At 62.6% G+C, this 16,068-nt stretch carries 11 protein-coding genes; 3 read left to right on the top strand and 8 right to left on the bottom strand.

The window, feature by feature from the left end:
• Positions 1 to 5: 5 nt before the first annotated feature.
• The 4 genes from QWZ03_RS16500 to QWZ03_RS16485 form a co-directional block, all read right to left on the bottom strand.
• Positions 6 to 1,808: a M4 family metallopeptidase gene (locus QWZ03_RS16500; RefSeq protein WP_290333724.1), complete on the bottom strand. Its 1,803-nt coding sequence runs from the start codon at positions 1,806 to 1,808 to the stop codon at positions 6 to 8.
• Between the two features lie 227 nt (positions 1,809 to 2,035).
• Complete coding sequence (locus tag QWZ03_RS16495) at positions 2,036 to 5,182, bottom strand: M9 family metallopeptidase (protein ID WP_290333723.1); 3,147 nt, start codon at positions 5,180 to 5,182, stop codon at positions 2,036 to 2,038.
• A 630-nt stretch (positions 5,183 to 5,812) separates the two neighbouring features.
• Positions 5,813 to 7,690, bottom strand: a complete 1,878-nt coding sequence (locus QWZ03_RS16490; RefSeq protein WP_284195376.1) for a M12 family metallopeptidase — start codon at positions 7,688 to 7,690, stop codon at positions 5,813 to 5,815.
• A gap of 34 nt (positions 7,691 to 7,724) precedes the next feature.
• Entirely contained in the window at positions 7,725 to 9,578 is a 1,854-nt protein-coding gene (locus tag QWZ03_RS16485) for a M4 family metallopeptidase (RefSeq protein WP_290333722.1), read from the bottom strand.
• Between the two features lie 396 nt (positions 9,579 to 9,974).
• Between QWZ03_RS16485 and QWZ03_RS16480 the strand changes: the two genes are divergently transcribed.
• Complete coding sequence (locus tag QWZ03_RS16480) at positions 9,975 to 10,481, top strand: hypothetical protein (protein WP_290333721.1); 507 nt, start codon at positions 9,975 to 9,977, stop codon at positions 10,479 to 10,481.
• 117 nt (positions 10,482 to 10,598) lie between these two features.
• Here QWZ03_RS16480 and QWZ03_RS16475 read toward each other — a convergent pair whose 3' ends face one another.
• Together QWZ03_RS16475 and QWZ03_RS16470 are read right to left on the bottom strand one after the other, a co-directional pair.
• Positions 10,599 to 11,048: a GNAT family N-acetyltransferase gene (locus QWZ03_RS16475; RefSeq protein WP_290333720.1), complete on the bottom strand. Its 450-nt coding sequence runs from the start codon at positions 11,046 to 11,048 to the stop codon at positions 10,599 to 10,601.
• Between the two features lies 1 nt (position 11,049).
• On the bottom strand, positions 11,050 to 11,502 hold the full coding sequence (locus tag QWZ03_RS16470) for a rhodanese-like domain-containing protein (protein ID WP_290333719.1): 453 nt from the start codon (positions 11,500 to 11,502) through the stop codon (positions 11,050 to 11,052).
• A 94-nt stretch (positions 11,503 to 11,596) separates the two neighbouring features.
• Here QWZ03_RS16470 and pdxR point away from each other — a divergent pair, with 94 nt between their 5' ends.
• Positions 11,597 to 13,042 carry a MocR-like pyridoxine biosynthesis transcription factor PdxR gene (pdxR, locus tag QWZ03_RS16465; RefSeq protein WP_290333718.1) on the top strand — a complete coding sequence of 482 codons (1,446 nt, stop codon included), beginning with the start codon at positions 11,597 to 11,599 and terminating at the stop codon, positions 13,040 to 13,042.
• Positions 13,043 to 13,147: 105 nt separating this feature from the next.
• On the opposite strand, the gene QWZ03_RS16460 is transcribed toward pdxR, so the two are convergent.
• Positions 13,148 to 13,771, bottom strand: a complete 624-nt coding sequence (locus tag QWZ03_RS16460) for an OmpW/AlkL family protein (RefSeq protein WP_290333717.1) — start codon at positions 13,769 to 13,771, stop codon at positions 13,148 to 13,150.
• A gap of 256 nt (positions 13,772 to 14,027) precedes the next feature.
• Here QWZ03_RS16460 and QWZ03_RS16455 point away from each other — a divergent pair, with 256 nt between their 5' ends.
• Positions 14,028 to 15,635, top strand: a complete 1,608-nt coding sequence (locus QWZ03_RS16455) for a M64 family metallopeptidase (RefSeq protein WP_290333716.1) — start codon at positions 14,028 to 14,030, stop codon at positions 15,633 to 15,635.
• Between the two features lie 87 nt (positions 15,636 to 15,722).
• On the opposite strand, the gene QWZ03_RS16450 is transcribed toward QWZ03_RS16455, so the two are convergent.
• Complete coding sequence (locus QWZ03_RS16450; RefSeq protein WP_290333715.1) at positions 15,723 to 16,064, bottom strand: FKBP-type peptidyl-prolyl cis-trans isomerase; 342 nt, start codon at positions 16,062 to 16,064, stop codon at positions 15,723 to 15,725.
• Positions 16,065 to 16,068 lie beyond the last annotated feature (4 nt).

Raw genomic sequence — 16,068 nt, 5'->3', positions numbered from 1 at the left:
CGATATCAACGGGCGTAGGCGTAGAGCGACAGGCCAGACACGGCGGCCTTGGCGTCGATCAGCAGATAGGCCTTGCCGGCACGGGGCGACTTGATCAGCACGGTTTCAGCATTGCTGGCGCCGGTCGAGGACGCGTCGAAACTGCTGGTCGAAGCCAGGGCACCCTGCTTGACGTAGAGGTTGGCGTTGCCGCTGCCATTGCCCAGACGCACGGTCAGGAAGCTGGCATTGGCCGGCACATCCACCACATACATCAGCTGGCCGGCGGCATTGGCCTGCAGGTTGCTCACGGTGGCGCCGTTGGCGATCGCAGTGGCGGTGTTACCCGGCTGCGGCGGCACGCTGGCGCAACGCACGCCAACCTTGTCGAAGGCCGAGATCACGTCGTTGATGTTGTAACCCTTGTCGCGGGTCGCCGAGATCACGCCGCAAGCGCCTTCGTTGAAGGTGCTGTTGGCCTTCCAGTACAGGCGGTTGGCGCCCAGGAACACGTCGAACGCCTTGCGCGCATCCCAGCCGCTGGTGGTGGCCAGCAAGGCGTAGGCCTTGTTGTACACGCCGCTGGAGTGGTGCACGTCCATATTGTCGTTGTACTTACTGGCGTGGCCGATGGACGCGCCATCCTGCTCAGGGTTCAGCATGTAGCGCATGGCCTGGCCCTGGCGCTTGTAGATCTCGGCGCCGATCAGCATGGACGCCTTGCCCATGTGGTAGAACTCGGCAGCTTGGGCCGACATGTCGGAGAAGGCTTCGTTCATGCCACCCGATTGGCGGGCATACACCAGGCCGGAATTCTGCTCGGTCACGCCGTGGCTCACTTCGTGCGCCATCACACCCAGCGACACCAGCGGATAGAGGCTGCTGCCGCCATCACCAAAGGTCATGCGCTGGCCGTCCCAGAAGGCGTTCTGGTAGTTGTTGCCGTAGTGCACGCGGACGATCAGCTTGTCCTTGAGGGGACGGATGCCGTACCAGTCGCGGAACATGTTGAACACCACGCCGCCGAAGAAGTGGCCGTCGTTCAGGGGCGAGTAGGCGCCGTTGGCGACGCGCTGGGTGTTGACCGGAATGCCGGTGGCCGGGCAGTTGGCCAGCTTGTAGGGGCTGCGTACTTCGGCGGTGCGGTTACCCATGTCATAGGTAGCCACATTGGCGTTGTCGTAGCTGCAGTCGTTGGTGATCTCCATGGCCTTGTATTCCTTGCCATAGTAGTACTGACCCATCTTGGGGTTGCCGCCGGGGCCGTGCGCATCGCGGTGGGCCAGGCCATCCCAGCTCATCAGTACCGCGCCGGTGTTGGCGTCGATCATGAAGCTCGGGCTGGCAGGCTTTTCGCCCGGGATATGCAAGGAGGTCAGGTAGACCAGTTGGGCGCGGGACTTTTCATCCAGGCGCACCACCAGTTCCGACTTTTCCAGCTCGACCGCGTTCAGCACATGGCCTTGGCGACGGGCCAGCTGGCGCGTCAGGAAGGCCACTTGAGCCTCCGACAACACCGGCTTGGCATTGGGCAGATCAGCAGCCAGGCCGCTGATCAGGGTGCCGTCATTGAAGGCTGGCGCATCCGACTGCTTGCCATCCTGACCGACGCTGAACTGGGCGACCGGTGCTGCTTCACCCCAGATGCGCACACCTTGGTGGAACTGCTGGTACTTGCGCTTGATGCTGCCATCTGCGGTGGTCATCTCGGTGCTGGTGGGGCGCAGTTCGGCGGCGCTCAGGGCACCCTCGAATTGTACGCCCTGACCCAGTTCGATACGGGTGGCGCCCTGGCTACCCAGGGCAGCCACGATGGCCATCGTCAACATTGCTTGCCGGCTTGCGCCTGGCACTCTTCTCTTCATCATGCATTTTGCCTTTGTTGTTTATGCGTTCCAGTCAGGTATGGCTGGGCTGTCCTGGCTCCTTGCCAGGGAGGACGATGCGTTGCGAGGGCAAGCCCTGACAGACGCACCGTCAGGCGAACATCCGATGCGCTGGATAGTCGCGCTGTACAACAGCGGGCACGCCCCGTCAGGGCCGCGCCCGCCTGGGCTTAGTTCAGCTTGGCGCTGAGGGAAAGCCCCTTGAAGCTCTGCTTGGCTTGCAACTGGATGTGGTAGTAGGTGCGCCCTTGCGGGTTCTCTATCACCACCTGCTCGTTGTTGCCGGGGTTGCTGGACTGGGCGTCGTGGTCAGTCGGCGACGGCCAGTTGCGGCTCTTCACGAACATGTCGGCATTGCCCTCGCCACCGCTGGTGGTCAGGGTCAGCCTGGTGGTGCCTTGCGGCACGTATATCCAGTACCAGGCCGAGTAGTTGCTGCCGATATTGGTGCGCACGCAGCCGTCGTTGAGCGAATCCTTGCGCTCGACCGGGCAGGTGGAACCATCGGCCGACAGCTTGACCTTGAAGCTGGACTGGCTGCTCAGGGCGCCATCCGAGACCGTCACGGTGACAGTGCTTTCGCCCGTCTTGCCGGCTGCCGGGATGATGCTCAGGGTGCGCTGGCCATCGCTGCCGCCCAGGATCAGGCCGCTGGCGGGGATCAGGCTGCTGTCGCTGGCGACGGCCGTGACCTTGAGCTGGCTGGCGGCGGTTTCCTTGTCGGCCACGCTGAAGCGCATGGCGGGTATGGCCTGGCCCAGCTTGGCGGCGATATCCACCAGGCCGCTCAGTTGCGGCGCGGTGTTGACGGCGCCAGCCGCGATGGTGACCTTGAAGCTGGCCTGGCTGCTGAGCTTGCCGTCCGACACGGTCACCGTCACGGTGGTCTCGCCGGTCTTGCCGGCTGCCGGGGCGATGCTCAGGGTGCGCTGGCCATTGCTGCCGCCCAGGATCAGGCCGCTGGCAGGGATCAGGCTGCTGTCGCTGGCGACGGCCGTGACCTTCAGTTCACCGGCAGCGGTTTCCTTGTCGGTCACGCTGAAGCGCATGGCGGGTATGGCCTGGCCCAGCTTGGTGCTGACATTGGCAAGGCCACTCAGCTGCGGTGCGGTGTTGCCTGCCACGGCCACGATCTTGACCTTGAAGCTGCTCTGGCTGCTGAGCTTGCCGTCCGACACGGTCACCGTCACGGTGGCCTCGCCACTCTTGCCGGCTGCCGGGTTGATGGTCAGCGTGCGCTGGCCATTGCTGCCGCCCAGGATCAGGCCGCTGGCAGGGATCAGGCTGCTGTCGCTGGCGACGGCGGTGACCTTCAGTTCACCGGAAGCGGTTTCCTTGTCGGCCACGATAAAGCTCAGGGCCGGGATGGCTTGGCCGACATTGCTGCTGACATCGCGCAGGCCATTCAGCTGCGGGGCGGTATTGCTGCCGCTGGGGCCAAAGGGCTTGCCACCGACAAATTCACCGCCGGTGCCGACCGTGGTCAGCCACTGGGCGAACTCGGCATCGTGGCGGGCGCCCATGCTGGCCAGCTTGGTGGTGTAGCTGGCGTAGTCGCCGCTGCGGGTGTTGCTCAGCAGGCTCTCCAGATCGGCCCGCTGGCGCTCGTACATGAAGCGCACGGCCAGGTAGCCCCAGCGATAGGCGCGATTGCTGTAATCGGCCATGCTGTAGTTGTTCTTGAAGATGGTGCTCAGCTTGTAGGTGTTCTTGCGGCCTTCGTCTATCGCTGCGCTGTAGTTGTTCTGATAGGACAGATACTCAGCAACGCCCTCACCCCACCAAGTGGTTTCGTACTTGTTGGATTTGCCGAAGTCGCCTTCCAGGTTGTAGCGGGCATCGAGGTAGTGGATGTATTCGTGCTGCAGGTTCCACACTTCAAAGGTCGGGCGCTTCCACGAGGCTTCATGGGCGATGAAGCGAGCCTGGTTGCCAGGCTTGGACGGGTTGCCTTCCAGATACATGCCACCGTTGTCGGTGCTGATGCCGAACAGCGTGCCGGCGTAGGTGTTGTAATTGTTGTAGTCGTCGAACACCACCACTTCGAGGCTGGTGTTGTTGTCGTTTGCCACCGGCGGGCTGGCCAGCGGGTCGGTGTTGCCAAAGGTGCCGTAGTGGAACAGCTTCTCTTCCTTGGACAGCACATCACAGGAGTTGGCCAACTGCTCGGCGCTCATCTCCTGGGCGCGGATGGTCACGGTGGGGCCGCACTTGTGGGTAATCGGCAGGATGGCAGCCTTCAGGTCTTCCTTGTAGTTACAGGTGCCGTAGTAGCTGCAGTTGCTGCCGTCGTAATAGGTTGCGCCATCCACGGCGGCCGCCCAGATGCTGGAGCCGGCGCCCTTGATGGGGTTGTCGGTGATCATGCCGCGCAGCAGGGGCTGTACTTCGGCCTTGCGCTCTGGATACTTGAGGAAACGGGCCAGCTCGCGGGCGGCGTTGGCCAGCATGAACTCGGAACCGGTGCCGCGCAGCTTGAACTGGCGACGGTAGAAGTCGTGCAGGACGGTGGCGTAGCTGCCGTCAGCCTTTACCAGGGCCTGGAAATCGGCATTCTGGTGGCCACGGAAATACACGCTGAAGATGCTGTTGTAGGCGTTGCGAACCGAATTGTCCTTCAGCTGGGCATCGCCAAAGCTATTGAGCATCTGCTTCATCAGCGGCATGTAGCGGGCGTTCTCTTCCGCGCTGTCGATGAAGATGATGGCTTCGCCCAGGATCTTGCCGTTGTCGGGCGAGACCGTGTAGATAGCCTTGTTGCCGAAGAAGGCATCCAGGGCCTTCTGCTGGGCTGCCTTGACGGCCGGGCCGTAAGCGCCCACATCCTTCTCGTGGTAGTACTGCACGTAGTAGCCGGCGCGCAGGAACAACACAACCTGATGGATGCTGTCCTTGTTGCTGCCATCGTAACGTGCACCCAAGCGGCCCAGTTCTTCCAGTGCCGTGATGATCTTGGCTTCGTTGAAGGTATTGCGGGCATTGCTGCCAGTCAGGCTGAACAGACCATTCACGCAATTGGTGGTGGACGACTTGATCAGGCTCACCAGGGCAGCGCCCTGGGCGGTACCGAAGGCCGAATCATTACAGTTGGTGTCGGCCATCATGGACTTCAGCAGCGGCCGGCGTTCCATCATGCGTGGATCGCTGGTCGGGCTGGGGTCGGTACGGGTGGCCGTGCCGACGACCGCTTCTTGCGGCTCCACCGGCATATTGCTCTGGGCGGGTGCCAGCAAGCTGGCGGCGTTGGCGGTGATAAAGCAACTGCTGACTGCGGCGGCCACCAGGGCAAGCGCAGGCTTGGCGTGTTTGAAAGCCATTTTCTCTATTGCATCCTTTGTATACATGTTTGGGAAGACGTCCCCGGCCGACGTCTTTATTGCGTCGTGCTCACGGCGTCCTTTGTGCCTGCTCCCTGGGATTGCAGATCTCGTCACCCACGGCATGGTCCGGGCAGGCATCCGGACCCTGTTTGTCTGCAAATTCATGTATGCAAACGGGATTTCGAGGCGCGAATAGCTCGCGCATTGTTATGACGTGAGGTTATACTCACGTATCACCAAGATCATGTCAATGACATTGTCATATTTTGGGACGAACGGTCGCGCTGTTTTGCAAGCTCCGTTTACCCGATCAGGGTTATAGACAAGCTGCAAAGCCAGCATTGACAAGGCTTGCAGCCTGCTCCCCATCCAGCCGTCCGGCTCCGTTGTATATTATTCACACTGATGTTCGCCGCGCCGGCATTGGCCTGCTGCAGGGCTGCGCTGTTGCCTGCCGCCGCCGCTCCCCTGGTTTTTCTCATCTGCGTGCCCCGGCTTTTTGAGCGGGCAAAAAAAGGGCCACAGAAGTGGCCCAAGGATGCATGAGGAGAAAAAAGGGGAGAGAAGGACCCGCCCAGTGGGTTCGCAGAGGAGGACGAACCGGGAACGAGGCGAGTCCAGACCGCTTTACTGTGCGGTCAGCAGCCAGTTGGACGCAGCAGCCGGTGTGACAGCGGCGCCATCGGCCTCGCTAGCAACACCGATACCACGGCCGCTTTGGCGGGATACCAGCTGGTAGGCCGAACCGCTGGCCTTGGGGCAGAACTGCTGGCTGGCATTGGCCGAGGCATTGGCCACTACCAGTTCGGTGCCGGTGGCTTCCAGCGCCAGCTTGGCGGCGGGGCTTACCAGGCTGTAGAAGCCTTCGCCATTGCGTTGCAGCTGCCAGCGTTGGGCACCGCCGTCCTGCCACAGGATGGCAGGTGCGCCGGCCACATCGGCCATGGCAACCAGTGCTTTACGCTGACCGGCCGTGGCAATCTGGTAGCTGCGCTGGGTATCGAGCACGGTGTCGCAAACAGGCTTGGGCTGACCACCGCCGCCACCGCTGTCACCGACCACCGACCAGTAGAAGGTCAGGCCACCGTAGTTGCCTTGCTTCTCGGCCGAGCAGCTGGCGGGCAGGCACATCGAACCGAAGATGTAGTAGTTGGTGACCTTCTGGCCCTTGACGATCACGGTCAGCTCGTAAACCTTGCCTTCGAAGCTGACGCGATCACCGCCACGGTACTTGCCGGCCTTGTCATAGGGCTTTTCTGTGCCGTTGCCGCCACCATTACCACCACCGTTGCCGCCGCCGCCGTTCGGATCCTTCACCACGGTCAGCTTGAAGGTGGCCTTGGCCTCCTTGCCGCTGGCGGTAATGGCCCGCACGGTCACATTGGCCACGCCGTAGGCCTTGGCCACCGGGGTGATGCGCAGGGTGCGCTGGTTGCCCATGCCGGCGCCGAACACCACGCCGCTGCTGGTGATCACCGAGCTGTTGTCCGAGGTGGCTTCCAGCTTCAGGCCCTTGAGCTCGGCTTCGCTACCGGCTACGTCCAGCGTCAGCGAACCGCTCTTGTCCTGGTCCAGTTGCAGTTCCAGGGCCGACAGGGCGATCTTCAGATCCACCGTGCCGCTATCGCCAGGGTAGAACTGCTTCAGCGAGGCCACATCGCCAGGGCTGAGGTCGTTACGCTGACCCAGGCGCTTGGGGTCGACGCTGCTGTCCTTGGGCAGGATGGTGGGCTTCTGGTTCTTGCTGAAGGCCCAGGTGGGGTAGTGCATCACCGAGTCGATATCGTAGCTGCCGGTCGAATCGACTTGGTCGGCGCGCAACTTGGTGAACTGGCTCTTGAGGGTATCGGAGATATTCTCTTCGAACACGGTCACGTAGTTGTCGCGATCCGGGCGCATATGCTCATGCATCCAACCCAGGGTGTGGATGATTTCATGGGCTACCACGCCGGCCTTCTCGCAACCATCACCGATGGAGATCGGCTGTTCGCCGCCCTTCATGCCGGCATAGGCCCAGCAGCCACCGGAGGAGGTGAACTTGGCGTAGTTGGGCTGGTTGGTACGCTCGACAAACTTGATGGCAGTCTTGTCGGTGATCAGCTTCATGCCGGCGATGATGACGTCGCGCTTCTTCTGAGTCAGCACCGGGTCGAAGGTGTAGTACAGGGTGTTGTTGGGCCAGCGGGTGGCGCTCTTGAAGTGGTTGTCCTGGGCAGTGGCGCCGCGTTGCGACGACACCGGCTTGGTCCAGTCACCCACGAACAGCGGCGGAATGCCGGTGCGCTGGATGTCTTCGTGGCGGCCCAGGGCAATGTCACCCAGCAGGGCCATGCCGTTGACGACCGTGTAGGTCATCTGGGTATTGGTGCCCTGGATGGTGGCAGTGGCGGTCTGCACGCGGCGCGGCAGTTCCAGTTCGGGATTGTCGCCAGCGGCGGCGAATGCGCCGGTGCTGAGCAGGGCAGCGGCTACCGAGGCGGCCAGGATGGAGTAGGGAGCTTTCATGTTGGGCTAGTCCGGTTAGGGGTTCTTGACGGCATCAACGGGCGATGGCGATGACCGAGGCGCCAGCAACGGCAGCCGGGGCATCCAGCAACACGTAGTAACGACCGGCCTTGGGCTGCGGTATCACCAGGGCTTCGGCATTGGCGCTACCTTCGGACTTGGCATCGCTGCTGCTCTTGCTGGGTTCGCTGCCGAACTTGGCGTAGAGGTTGGCATTGCCGCTGCCACTACCGGCACGCACGGCCAGGAAGCGGGCATTGGCCGGCACTTCGATGGTGTAGACCTGCTTGCCGGCAGCGTTGATGCTGATGCCGGTGACGGCCGTACCACTCTTCAGTGCAACGGGGCTGCCACCAGTGGGCGGCTCGGGCGGGGTGGTGCCATCGCAGCGCACGCCGACCTTGTCGAAGGCGGCAATCACGTCGGCCGTGTTGTAGGCCTTGTCACGCGCAGCCTGGATCACACCGCAAGCGCCTTCGTTGAAGGTGCTGTTGGCCTTCCAGTACAGGCGGTTGGCGCCCAGGAAGATGTCGAATGCCTTGCGGGCATCCCAGCCGCTGGTGGTGGCCAGGGTGTAGAAGGCCTTGTTATAGACACCGCTGCTGTAGTGCACGTTGAGCTTGTCGGTGAACTTGCTGGCGTGGCCGATGGACTTGCCATCCTTCTCCGGCTCGGCCATGTAGCGCAGGGCCTTGTCAGCGCCGCCCTTGACGATCTCGCCGCCGATCAGCCAGGTTGGCTTGCCGTACATGTACTGCTCGGACACCATGGCAGCGATATCGGAGAAGGCTTCGTTCATGCCGCCCGACATGCCACGGTAGATCAGGCCCGAGCTTTGGGTGGTCACGCCATGGCTCACTTCGTGGGCCATCACGCCCAGCGACACCAGCGGATGGAAGCGGGTGGCGCCATCGCCGAAGGTCATGCTGTCGCCGTTCCAGAAGGCGTTCTCATAACCATTGCCGTAGTGCACGCGCACCTTCAGCTTTTGGGTCAGCGGGCGGGTGTTGTACCAGTCGCGGTACATATTGAAGATGACGTTACCGAAGTAATGGCCATCATTGACCGGCGAGTAGGCGCCGTTAATGGTGCGGTAGTCGTTCACCGGGGTGCCGGTGGCTGGGCAGCTGGCCATCTGGTAGGGCGCAGTGATGCTGGCCGTGCCGTTCTTCAGGTCGATGGTGGTGACATTCTCGCTATCGAAGCGGCAGTCCTGGGTGATGTCCAGAGCCTTGTAGTCCTTGCCATACATGTACTTGCCGACCTTCTCATTGCCGCCAGGGCCGTGCGCGTCGCGGTGGGCCAGGCTGTCCCAGCTCATCAGTACGGCGCCGGTGTTGGCATCCAGCATGAAGGTGGGGCTGGTGGGCTCATCGCCAGGAATATGCAGCGAGGCGATGTAGACCAGTTGGGCGCGGCTCTTTTCATCCAGGCGCACCAGCAGTTCGGCCTGCTCCAGTTCAGCGCGGTTGGCCATCAGGCCCTGGCGGGTAGCCAGTATGCGCACCAGTTTCTGGATATCGTTCTTGCTCATGCGCGGCTGGGCCGACGGCAGGTCGGCGGCGATGCCGTCCACCACTACGCCGGTGCTGAATGTCGGCGTGCTGGAGACCAGGCCATTGCCCTGCTTGGCAAAATGGGCCACGGGTGCGGCTTCGCCCCATACCCGTACGCCTTGGTAGTACTGCTGATACTTGATCTTGCGACCGCCGTCGGCGGTAGCCATGCTGTGTTGGGTGGCTCGCAGATCGGCCGAAGCCAATGCGCCATCGCGTTGTACATTCTGGCCCAGGTCGATACGGGTGGCGGCCTCGCCATGCAGCGCACCGGCTACCGCGAGGGCGAGCAGGGCAATCCGTGTCGCACCCACGCGCTTGTTCTGTGTCATTGAAGCTCTCCTTAGTGGTTTGATGACAGGTGAATAATTGCGGAGCGCACTACAACATCATGCAATCGTCATGTCAGCGCGGCGGCGGCTTAAGTTAGCTTGAAGTGGCGCTTAATGCTGTTGGCATTTGTTTGTAAAGCATTGTAAATAAATAAGAATAATGAAAATTTTGCGCGACCTTGGGCAGCCTGGACTGCGGCTTTTCGCCTAAAAAAATTGCAGCGAAGACGCATCAGGGCAGGTCTATGGGCAGCGTGCTGATGCTGCTGGCGGGTTGGTATCGGATGTGGCGGGGTGGTGGCGGCATGGACTGACCGTCGCCCGCCCCACTATATTGGCGAGCCTGGCGCGCGTGGATAGCCAGCGAACAACAACAGACAGACAAGGAGTAGAGGAATGGACGAACAGGACTTGGTCGGCGTATGGCATCTGGTGGGCAGTGCCCACATCAATGTGGATCTGGATCTGCCAGATGATGACGACGACGATAGCGCCGTAGTGGATTGGCTGTACGGCCATAGCCCTGAATTGCTGGCACAGCTGGAAGCCACCGGCGGCCTTACCTTGCAGGTACAGGCCGATGGCAGCTTCCGCCAGACCTGCAGTGGCGAGCCGGCGGTTGAGTGGTTTGGGGCAAACGGCGTACTGGAGGAGAAGGTGGTGCCCTTTGATGGCATGGTCAACAGCGAGGGTGGCGAGCATTTCCTGTTGGTACCCGATCTCGACTGGGGCGCACCCGAGGGAGAGCACGAGCAGGCCACCCTGCGCTATGACGACGGCGACACGATGATATGCGACCGGGTGGCCTTGCAGGGTGCGCAACTGATACGCACGGTATCGGTCGTGACCGACGAAGCCTATGGCGACCGGGTGGTGATGGCCTTCCGGCGGGCCACCAACTGAGTGACTGCGATGACTTCAAGTCATGGCTGGGTGGTGATGGACTAAGCGGACAGCACGGCGGCCCCGCTGCTGGCTTTAGGGCCGCCTGAACCCGCGTCTCGCTCCTGATTGACGTGTCTATAGCCCCAGGCTGAACCGTACCTTGCTGCGCTGCTGGGCGCCCAGCCGCAGGTAGAAGCGGATGGCGCCCTGGTTCCAATCCGGGGTTTGCCACTGCAGTTCCTGGCAGCCCAGGCTACGACCGTGCTGGCAAACCGCCGCCAGCAAGGCTGAGCCCAGGCCTTGGCCGCGCGCATCGGGACGCAGGTAGAGGCAATCGAGGTGCAGATAGGACCGGCCGGCCAGGGTGGCGTAATCCAGCGTGGTGCTGGCATAACCCAGCACTTCGCCGGACTGCTCGGCTAGCCAGGCGTGCAGGCGCGCCTGCTGCAGTGCTGTGGCCAGACGCTGGGCATGGCCCTCAGACTGGTAGGGGATGCGCTCGTAGTGGGCATGCGCTTGGCACAGGCGGGCCAGGCTGGCGGCATCGGCCGCTGTGGCCAGCCGTATGGTCGCCGGCTCCGTCATATCAGCAGCCGCACTCAATGGCGGGTGCATGGCCAGACAGACTGCCGGGTTCGGTGCCGGTGGCCAGAGGGTGGCCATCGCGCTGCCAGAAATCCAGGCCGCCCAGCATCTCCTTCACCGAAAAGCCCAGGCTGGCCAGCTTGTAGGCACCCTTGGTCGAGCCATTGCAGCCTATGCCATCGCAGTAGGTGATATAGGTCTTGCTACGGTCGAGCTGTGCCGTGCTGGACGCATCCATCAGGCGGTGCGGCAGGCTGATGGCACCGGGTACGTGGCCGGCAGCATAGAGGGCTTCGCTGCGGGTATCGATGACCACGATACCGCTGACACCATTGCGCAGGTCCTCGGCCACATCCCAGGCATCGGTGTGGTAGGCCAGCTTGGCCAGCATAAAGCTGGCGGTGTCGGCGGGGCCAGCGGCGGGGAAGGCGAGGACTTGGGAGGTGGCAGACATGGTAGGTATCCGGTGTGGTTGGAAGGCCAGGCCATTGTAGGCAGGCTTGGCGCTATCATTAAGGCCAATTCCCTAGCCTGGATAAGGCCAATTCATGACGATACCCAGCCTATGGTTGTCGCTGTTCCGCCAGACCGCCGCACCCGGCACCAGCTTGCGCGAGCAGCTGTGCCGTGCCTTGCGGCAGGCCATTGCCAACGGCACCCTGGCGCAGCACACCCGCTTGCCGGCATCGCGGGTGCTGGCGGCCGACCTGGGCCTGTCGCGGGTGACGGTGGAGGCAGCCTATGCCCAGCTGGAGACCGAGGGTTATCTGGGCAGGCATGTCGGCCAGGGTACCTTTGTCCGCATCGCCATACCCAGGCGGGAGGCGTCGGTGCAGGGTGGCGCACCTGCTATCGGCCTGGGCCTGTCGCGCCGGGGCGAGCAGATACGCCGTGGTGGTGGCTGCCAGGATCCGCTACGCCCACAGGCATTCTGCGCCGGCAGCCCCGAGCTGCGGGCGTTTCCGGCCGATACCTGGCGGCAGCTGCTCAACCGTCGGCTGCGGCAGGATGGCGAGGCGCTGATGCGCTACGGCGATCCACAGGGGCACCCGGCGCTGCGCCGGGCCATCGCCCACTATCTGGGGCAATCTCGCGGGGTGCGCTGCAGTGCCGAGCAGGTGCTGGTGCTGACCAGCTCGCAGCAGGCCTTGCAGCTGCTGGCCACCATGCTGCTCGATACCGGCGACACCGTCTGGGTGGAAGAACCAGGCTATCGCGGTGCCAAAACCGCGTTTGCGGCAGCAGGGGCCAGTCTGCTGCCTCTGCCGGTAGACCAGGACGGTCTGCAGTTCAGCCCGCAGTCGGCCGCGCCACGGCTGATCTGCCTGACACCCTCGCACCAGTACCCGCTAGGCGCGACGCTCAGCCTGCCGCGCCGCCTGGGCCTGATCGACTATGCCCGCCAGCACGGCAGCTGGTTGGTGGAGGATGATTACGACAGCGAATTCCATTACGACGGCCAGCCCTTGCCGGCCATGCAGGGGCTAGATCACCAGCAGCGGGTGATCTACCTCGGCACCTTCTCCAAGGTCTTGTTTCCGTCCCTGCGTTTAGCCTACCTAGCGCTGCCACCGGCCCTGGTCGAGCCCATGGTGACAGCGCGGACGGTGCAGGACGGCCATTGCGCCCAGCTAGCCCAGGCAGTAACGGCCGATTTTATCGAGCAGGGCCATTTCGCCGCCCACCTGCGGCAGATGCGCCAGCTCTATCGCAGCCGGCGCGATACCTTGCAGACGCTGCTGAGCACCCATCTGCCCTGGCTGTCGCCGCAAGCCACCAACGGCGGCCTGCAACTGGCAGCCAGCCTGCCCACGGGTTGGGAGCTGCCGCTAAGCCGGCAGGCTGCCGCCCTGGGTATTGCCACACCCAGTCTGTCTAGCCTGTATCTGGGCACACCCAGGCAGGAAGGCTGGCTACTGGGCTACGCGGCACTGACACCGGACGAGATGGCCGGTGCGGTGAAGGTACTGGCGGGAATGAAGCTACCGGGATGACATTGGTGGTGCGGTATGTGTCCAAGCTCAGTCCAGGGAGCACCGCTACTTGAGCTGCCGCAATGTTCAGCACCCGGGTTTCCCGGGTGCCACCTCAGCAGGCTGTCAGAACCGCCAGCCAGCACCTGCGCCGATCAGCCAGGGGTCGACCTTGAATTCGCCGACCTTGGTGCCGGCCGATTTCACATCGGTGCGTATCTGTACCTTCTTGATGTCGAAATTCAGATAGGTGCTGTCGTTCAGCTTGTAGTCCAGGCCGGCCTGCAGGGCCAGGCCTACGCTGTTCTTGCTGATGCTGGGCTGTAGCGCGGCCACGACGGCGGGGTGGAACTGCACCTGGGAGAAGCGGGTGTAGTTGATGCCTGCGCCGACATAGGGCTTGAACGCGCCCTGGCCATTGAAGTGGTACTGCAGGGTCAGGGTGGGCGGCAGATGCTTGAGGCTGCCGATGTCCACGCTGCCTGAGCGTATGGTCTGCTTTTGCGGGTAGGTCAGCACCAGTTCGGCTGCCAGCTCCGGGGTGAAGAAGTAGGAGATATCGAACTCCGGTATCACCTTGTTGTTGATGGACAGATTCAGGCCGGTGTTGTCCTTGTTGGCGCTGTCGAGGTTGACGGCGCGCAGGCGTACCAGCCACGGGCCTTCCTCGGCTTGTGCTGCCAGCGGCAGGGCAGCGGTGGCGGCCAGTGCCAGGCTGAGGCCCAAGTGCTTGAGCGTACTGGTTTTCATGGGGAATATCCTTTGCGAGGTTGGTGAGAAATCCTGGCCTGGATTACACCTGAGCCTGGCAAGCACGGTATTGATGCGGATCAAGTGGCTGCCATCCGTCGGAATCCCGGCTTTTTACCCGATTTGCATATACCATCCAGCAGATTTGCATGCTTTTGGTCTCTGCCTGCACAAATCCGTACAATCGTACAAACTCCCCTAAGTTCATGATGCTGCAGCCGATATCCCATCGGCATAATTAGAATAGAGGCGCATCATGAAGCATTCCCTACCCTTTATGCTGGGGCTGGCCCTGGCTGGTCAGGCGGTATACGCGGCGGACGGCTTGCTGCTCCGAGTGAAGCAGAACAACGACAGAGGCAGCAGCGACTACGAGCTGGTTCATGCCCAGACCGGCGAGTTCACCAGCACGCCCAAGCCAGTACAACCCAGTGCATCCGATCTCTATGTGGTGGGACGCGACCGCCAGGGTAGGGAACTGTTCCGTAGCCGGGTAGCCAACCCGGCCACCTTGAATGCCGAATCGTTCAACCCCGAGACCGGGGAGATAGAACATGCCCAGAAGGTCACCCTGCCACAGACCGTGTTCGAAGTACGGGTGCCGGGCTACAAGACGCTGGACCATGTTGAACTGGTAGGTGGGCAGAATACCGAGCTGGGCGATGAGCGCGCCTTTGCTGCCGCTGCTGCCAAGCCCGCCAAGCGCTTCGACCGCAAGCTGCTGGACAAGCTGCTCAATGGCAACGAACGCATGATGGCCGTACGTGCCCAGGCCAGCTCAGTGCTGCTGCACAATACCGGCCCATCGAACAACCGCATGGACATCGTGCTGATAGGCGATGGCTACACCAGCGCCGAAATGAACAAATGGGCCAGCGATGCCCAGAAGGTTGCCAACGGCTTGCTGGCCGACCCCCTGTTTGGTGCCAACAAAGCCGGCATGAACATCCGCCGCGTCGATGTGGTCAGCGCCCAGTCTGGCGTGGATGAGCCGGACAAGGGCATCTACAAGAACACCGCCCTGGGTGTGCAGATAGGCTGCTGGGGCCTGGACCGTCTGGTCTGTGCCGATGACAACCTGGTGTATTCCAACGTGGGTTCGGTGACCGCCGCCGATGGCCGCGACGTGATCGTGGTGATTGCCAACTCCACTCGCTACGGTGGCGCTGGCGGCAGCATCGCTACCATGACCATGCACACCTCAGCCATTGAACTGGCGCTGCACGAGATAGGCCACACAGCGTTCAAGCTGGCTGACGAATATGACTACGGCAGCTGCGATACCAGCCGTGAACCGACCGAAGCCAACGTTACCCTGCAGGCCAATCGCAATGGCAAATGGGGCAGCCTGATCCCGTCGAATGTCCAGCTACCCACACCGACAGGCACCTACGCCAACGGCACCCTGGGCCTGTTCCGCGGCGGCCGCTATTGCACCAGCGGCATGTACCGGCCCACCGAGAACTCGCGCATGCGCACCCTGGGCCAGCCCTGGCACGCGGTGAACGAACGTCGCGCAGGCGTGGTGTTTGCCAACTACTACAAGCCCGGTGATGGCACCACACCGGTGACGGTAACGGGCTCGGTGGCCAACAAGCAATGGGTCAACCTGCCTGCTGCCGGCGCCCATACCAGCAACCTGGGCGGCAACTTCAAGCTGCAACTGACCGGGCCGGCCAACACCGACTTCGAACTGGCGCTGTACAAATGGAATGGTTCCGCCTGGGCGGTAGTGGCATCGGCCACCGGCCCCACCTCCAGCGAGACCATCAACTACGCCGGCACGGCAGGGCACTACTACTTCGAGGTGAAGTCCTACTCGGGCGCCGGTAACTTCTCGGTTACCTATACCTTCCCCAAGTAAGTCACCGCCTAGTCTGGACCTGACCACCCCCGGCTTCGGCCGGGGGCTGCTGCCGCACTCAGCGTAGCGGCTTGTTGCTGGTGCCGGTCAATCGTCCCGCGTCAGCACTTCCAGCAGCTCGATCTCGAAGATCAGGTTGGAGTTGGGCTTGATATGGGCGCCGACCTGGCGCTCGCCATAGCCCAGGTGGGCCGACACCAACAGCTTGCGCTTGCCACCTACCTTCATGCCCATCAGTCCCAGATCCCAGCCCTTGATGACACGGCCACTGCCGATGACGCACTGGAAGGGCTTGCCCTTGTCGTAGGAGGAGTCGAACTGGGTGCCGTCCTCCAGATAACCCCGGTACTGCGTGGTGATCAGGGCGCCCTTGACGACGGCCTTGCCCTCGCCCAGTTGTATGTCGATGATCTGCAGTTCCGTGCTCATGCGT

It is taken from the genome of Chitinimonas viridis (assembly GCF_030409555.1).
In the GTDB taxonomy this organism is placed as follows: Bacteria; Pseudomonadota; Gammaproteobacteria; order Burkholderiales; family Chitinimonadaceae; genus Chitinimonas; species Chitinimonas viridis.
This window is presented reverse-complemented; position numbering and strand designations above follow the sequence as displayed.

Coding starts and splice junctions, on each gene's coding strand:
- QWZ03_RS16500 (WP_290333724.1), bottom strand. CDS start 1,808: ATGTTGACGATGGCCATCGTGGCTGCCCTGGGTAGCCAGGGCGCCACC.
- QWZ03_RS16495 (WP_290333723.1), bottom strand. CDS start 5,182: ATGGCTTTCAAACACGCCAAGCCTGCGCTTGCCCTGGTGGCCGCCGCA.
- QWZ03_RS16490 (WP_284195376.1), bottom strand. CDS start 7,690: ATGAAAGCTCCCTACTCCATCCTGGCCGCCTCGGTAGCCGCTGCCCTG.
- QWZ03_RS16485 (WP_290333722.1), bottom strand. CDS start 9,578: ATGACACAGAACAAGCGCGTGGGTGCGACACGGATTGCCCTGCTCGCC.
- QWZ03_RS16480 (WP_290333721.1), top strand. CDS start 9,975: ATGGACGAACAGGACTTGGTCGGCGTATGGCATCTGGTGGGCAGTGCC.
- QWZ03_RS16475 (WP_290333720.1), bottom strand. CDS start 11,048: ATGACGGAGCCGGCGACCATACGGCTGGCCACAGCGGCCGATGCCGCC.
- QWZ03_RS16470 (WP_290333719.1), bottom strand. CDS start 11,502: ATGTCTGCCACCTCCCAAGTCCTCGCCTTCCCCGCCGCTGGCCCCGCC.
- pdxR (WP_290333718.1), top strand. CDS start 11,597: ATGACGATACCCAGCCTATGGTTGTCGCTGTTCCGCCAGACCGCCGCA.
- QWZ03_RS16460 (WP_290333717.1), bottom strand. CDS start 13,771: ATGAAAACCAGTACGCTCAAGCACTTGGGCCTCAGCCTGGCACTGGCC.
- QWZ03_RS16455 (WP_290333716.1), top strand. CDS start 14,028: ATGAAGCATTCCCTACCCTTTATGCTGGGGCTGGCCCTGGCTGGTCAG.
- QWZ03_RS16450 (WP_290333715.1), bottom strand. CDS start 16,064: ATGAGCACGGAACTGCAGATCATCGACATACAACTGGGCGAGGGCAAG.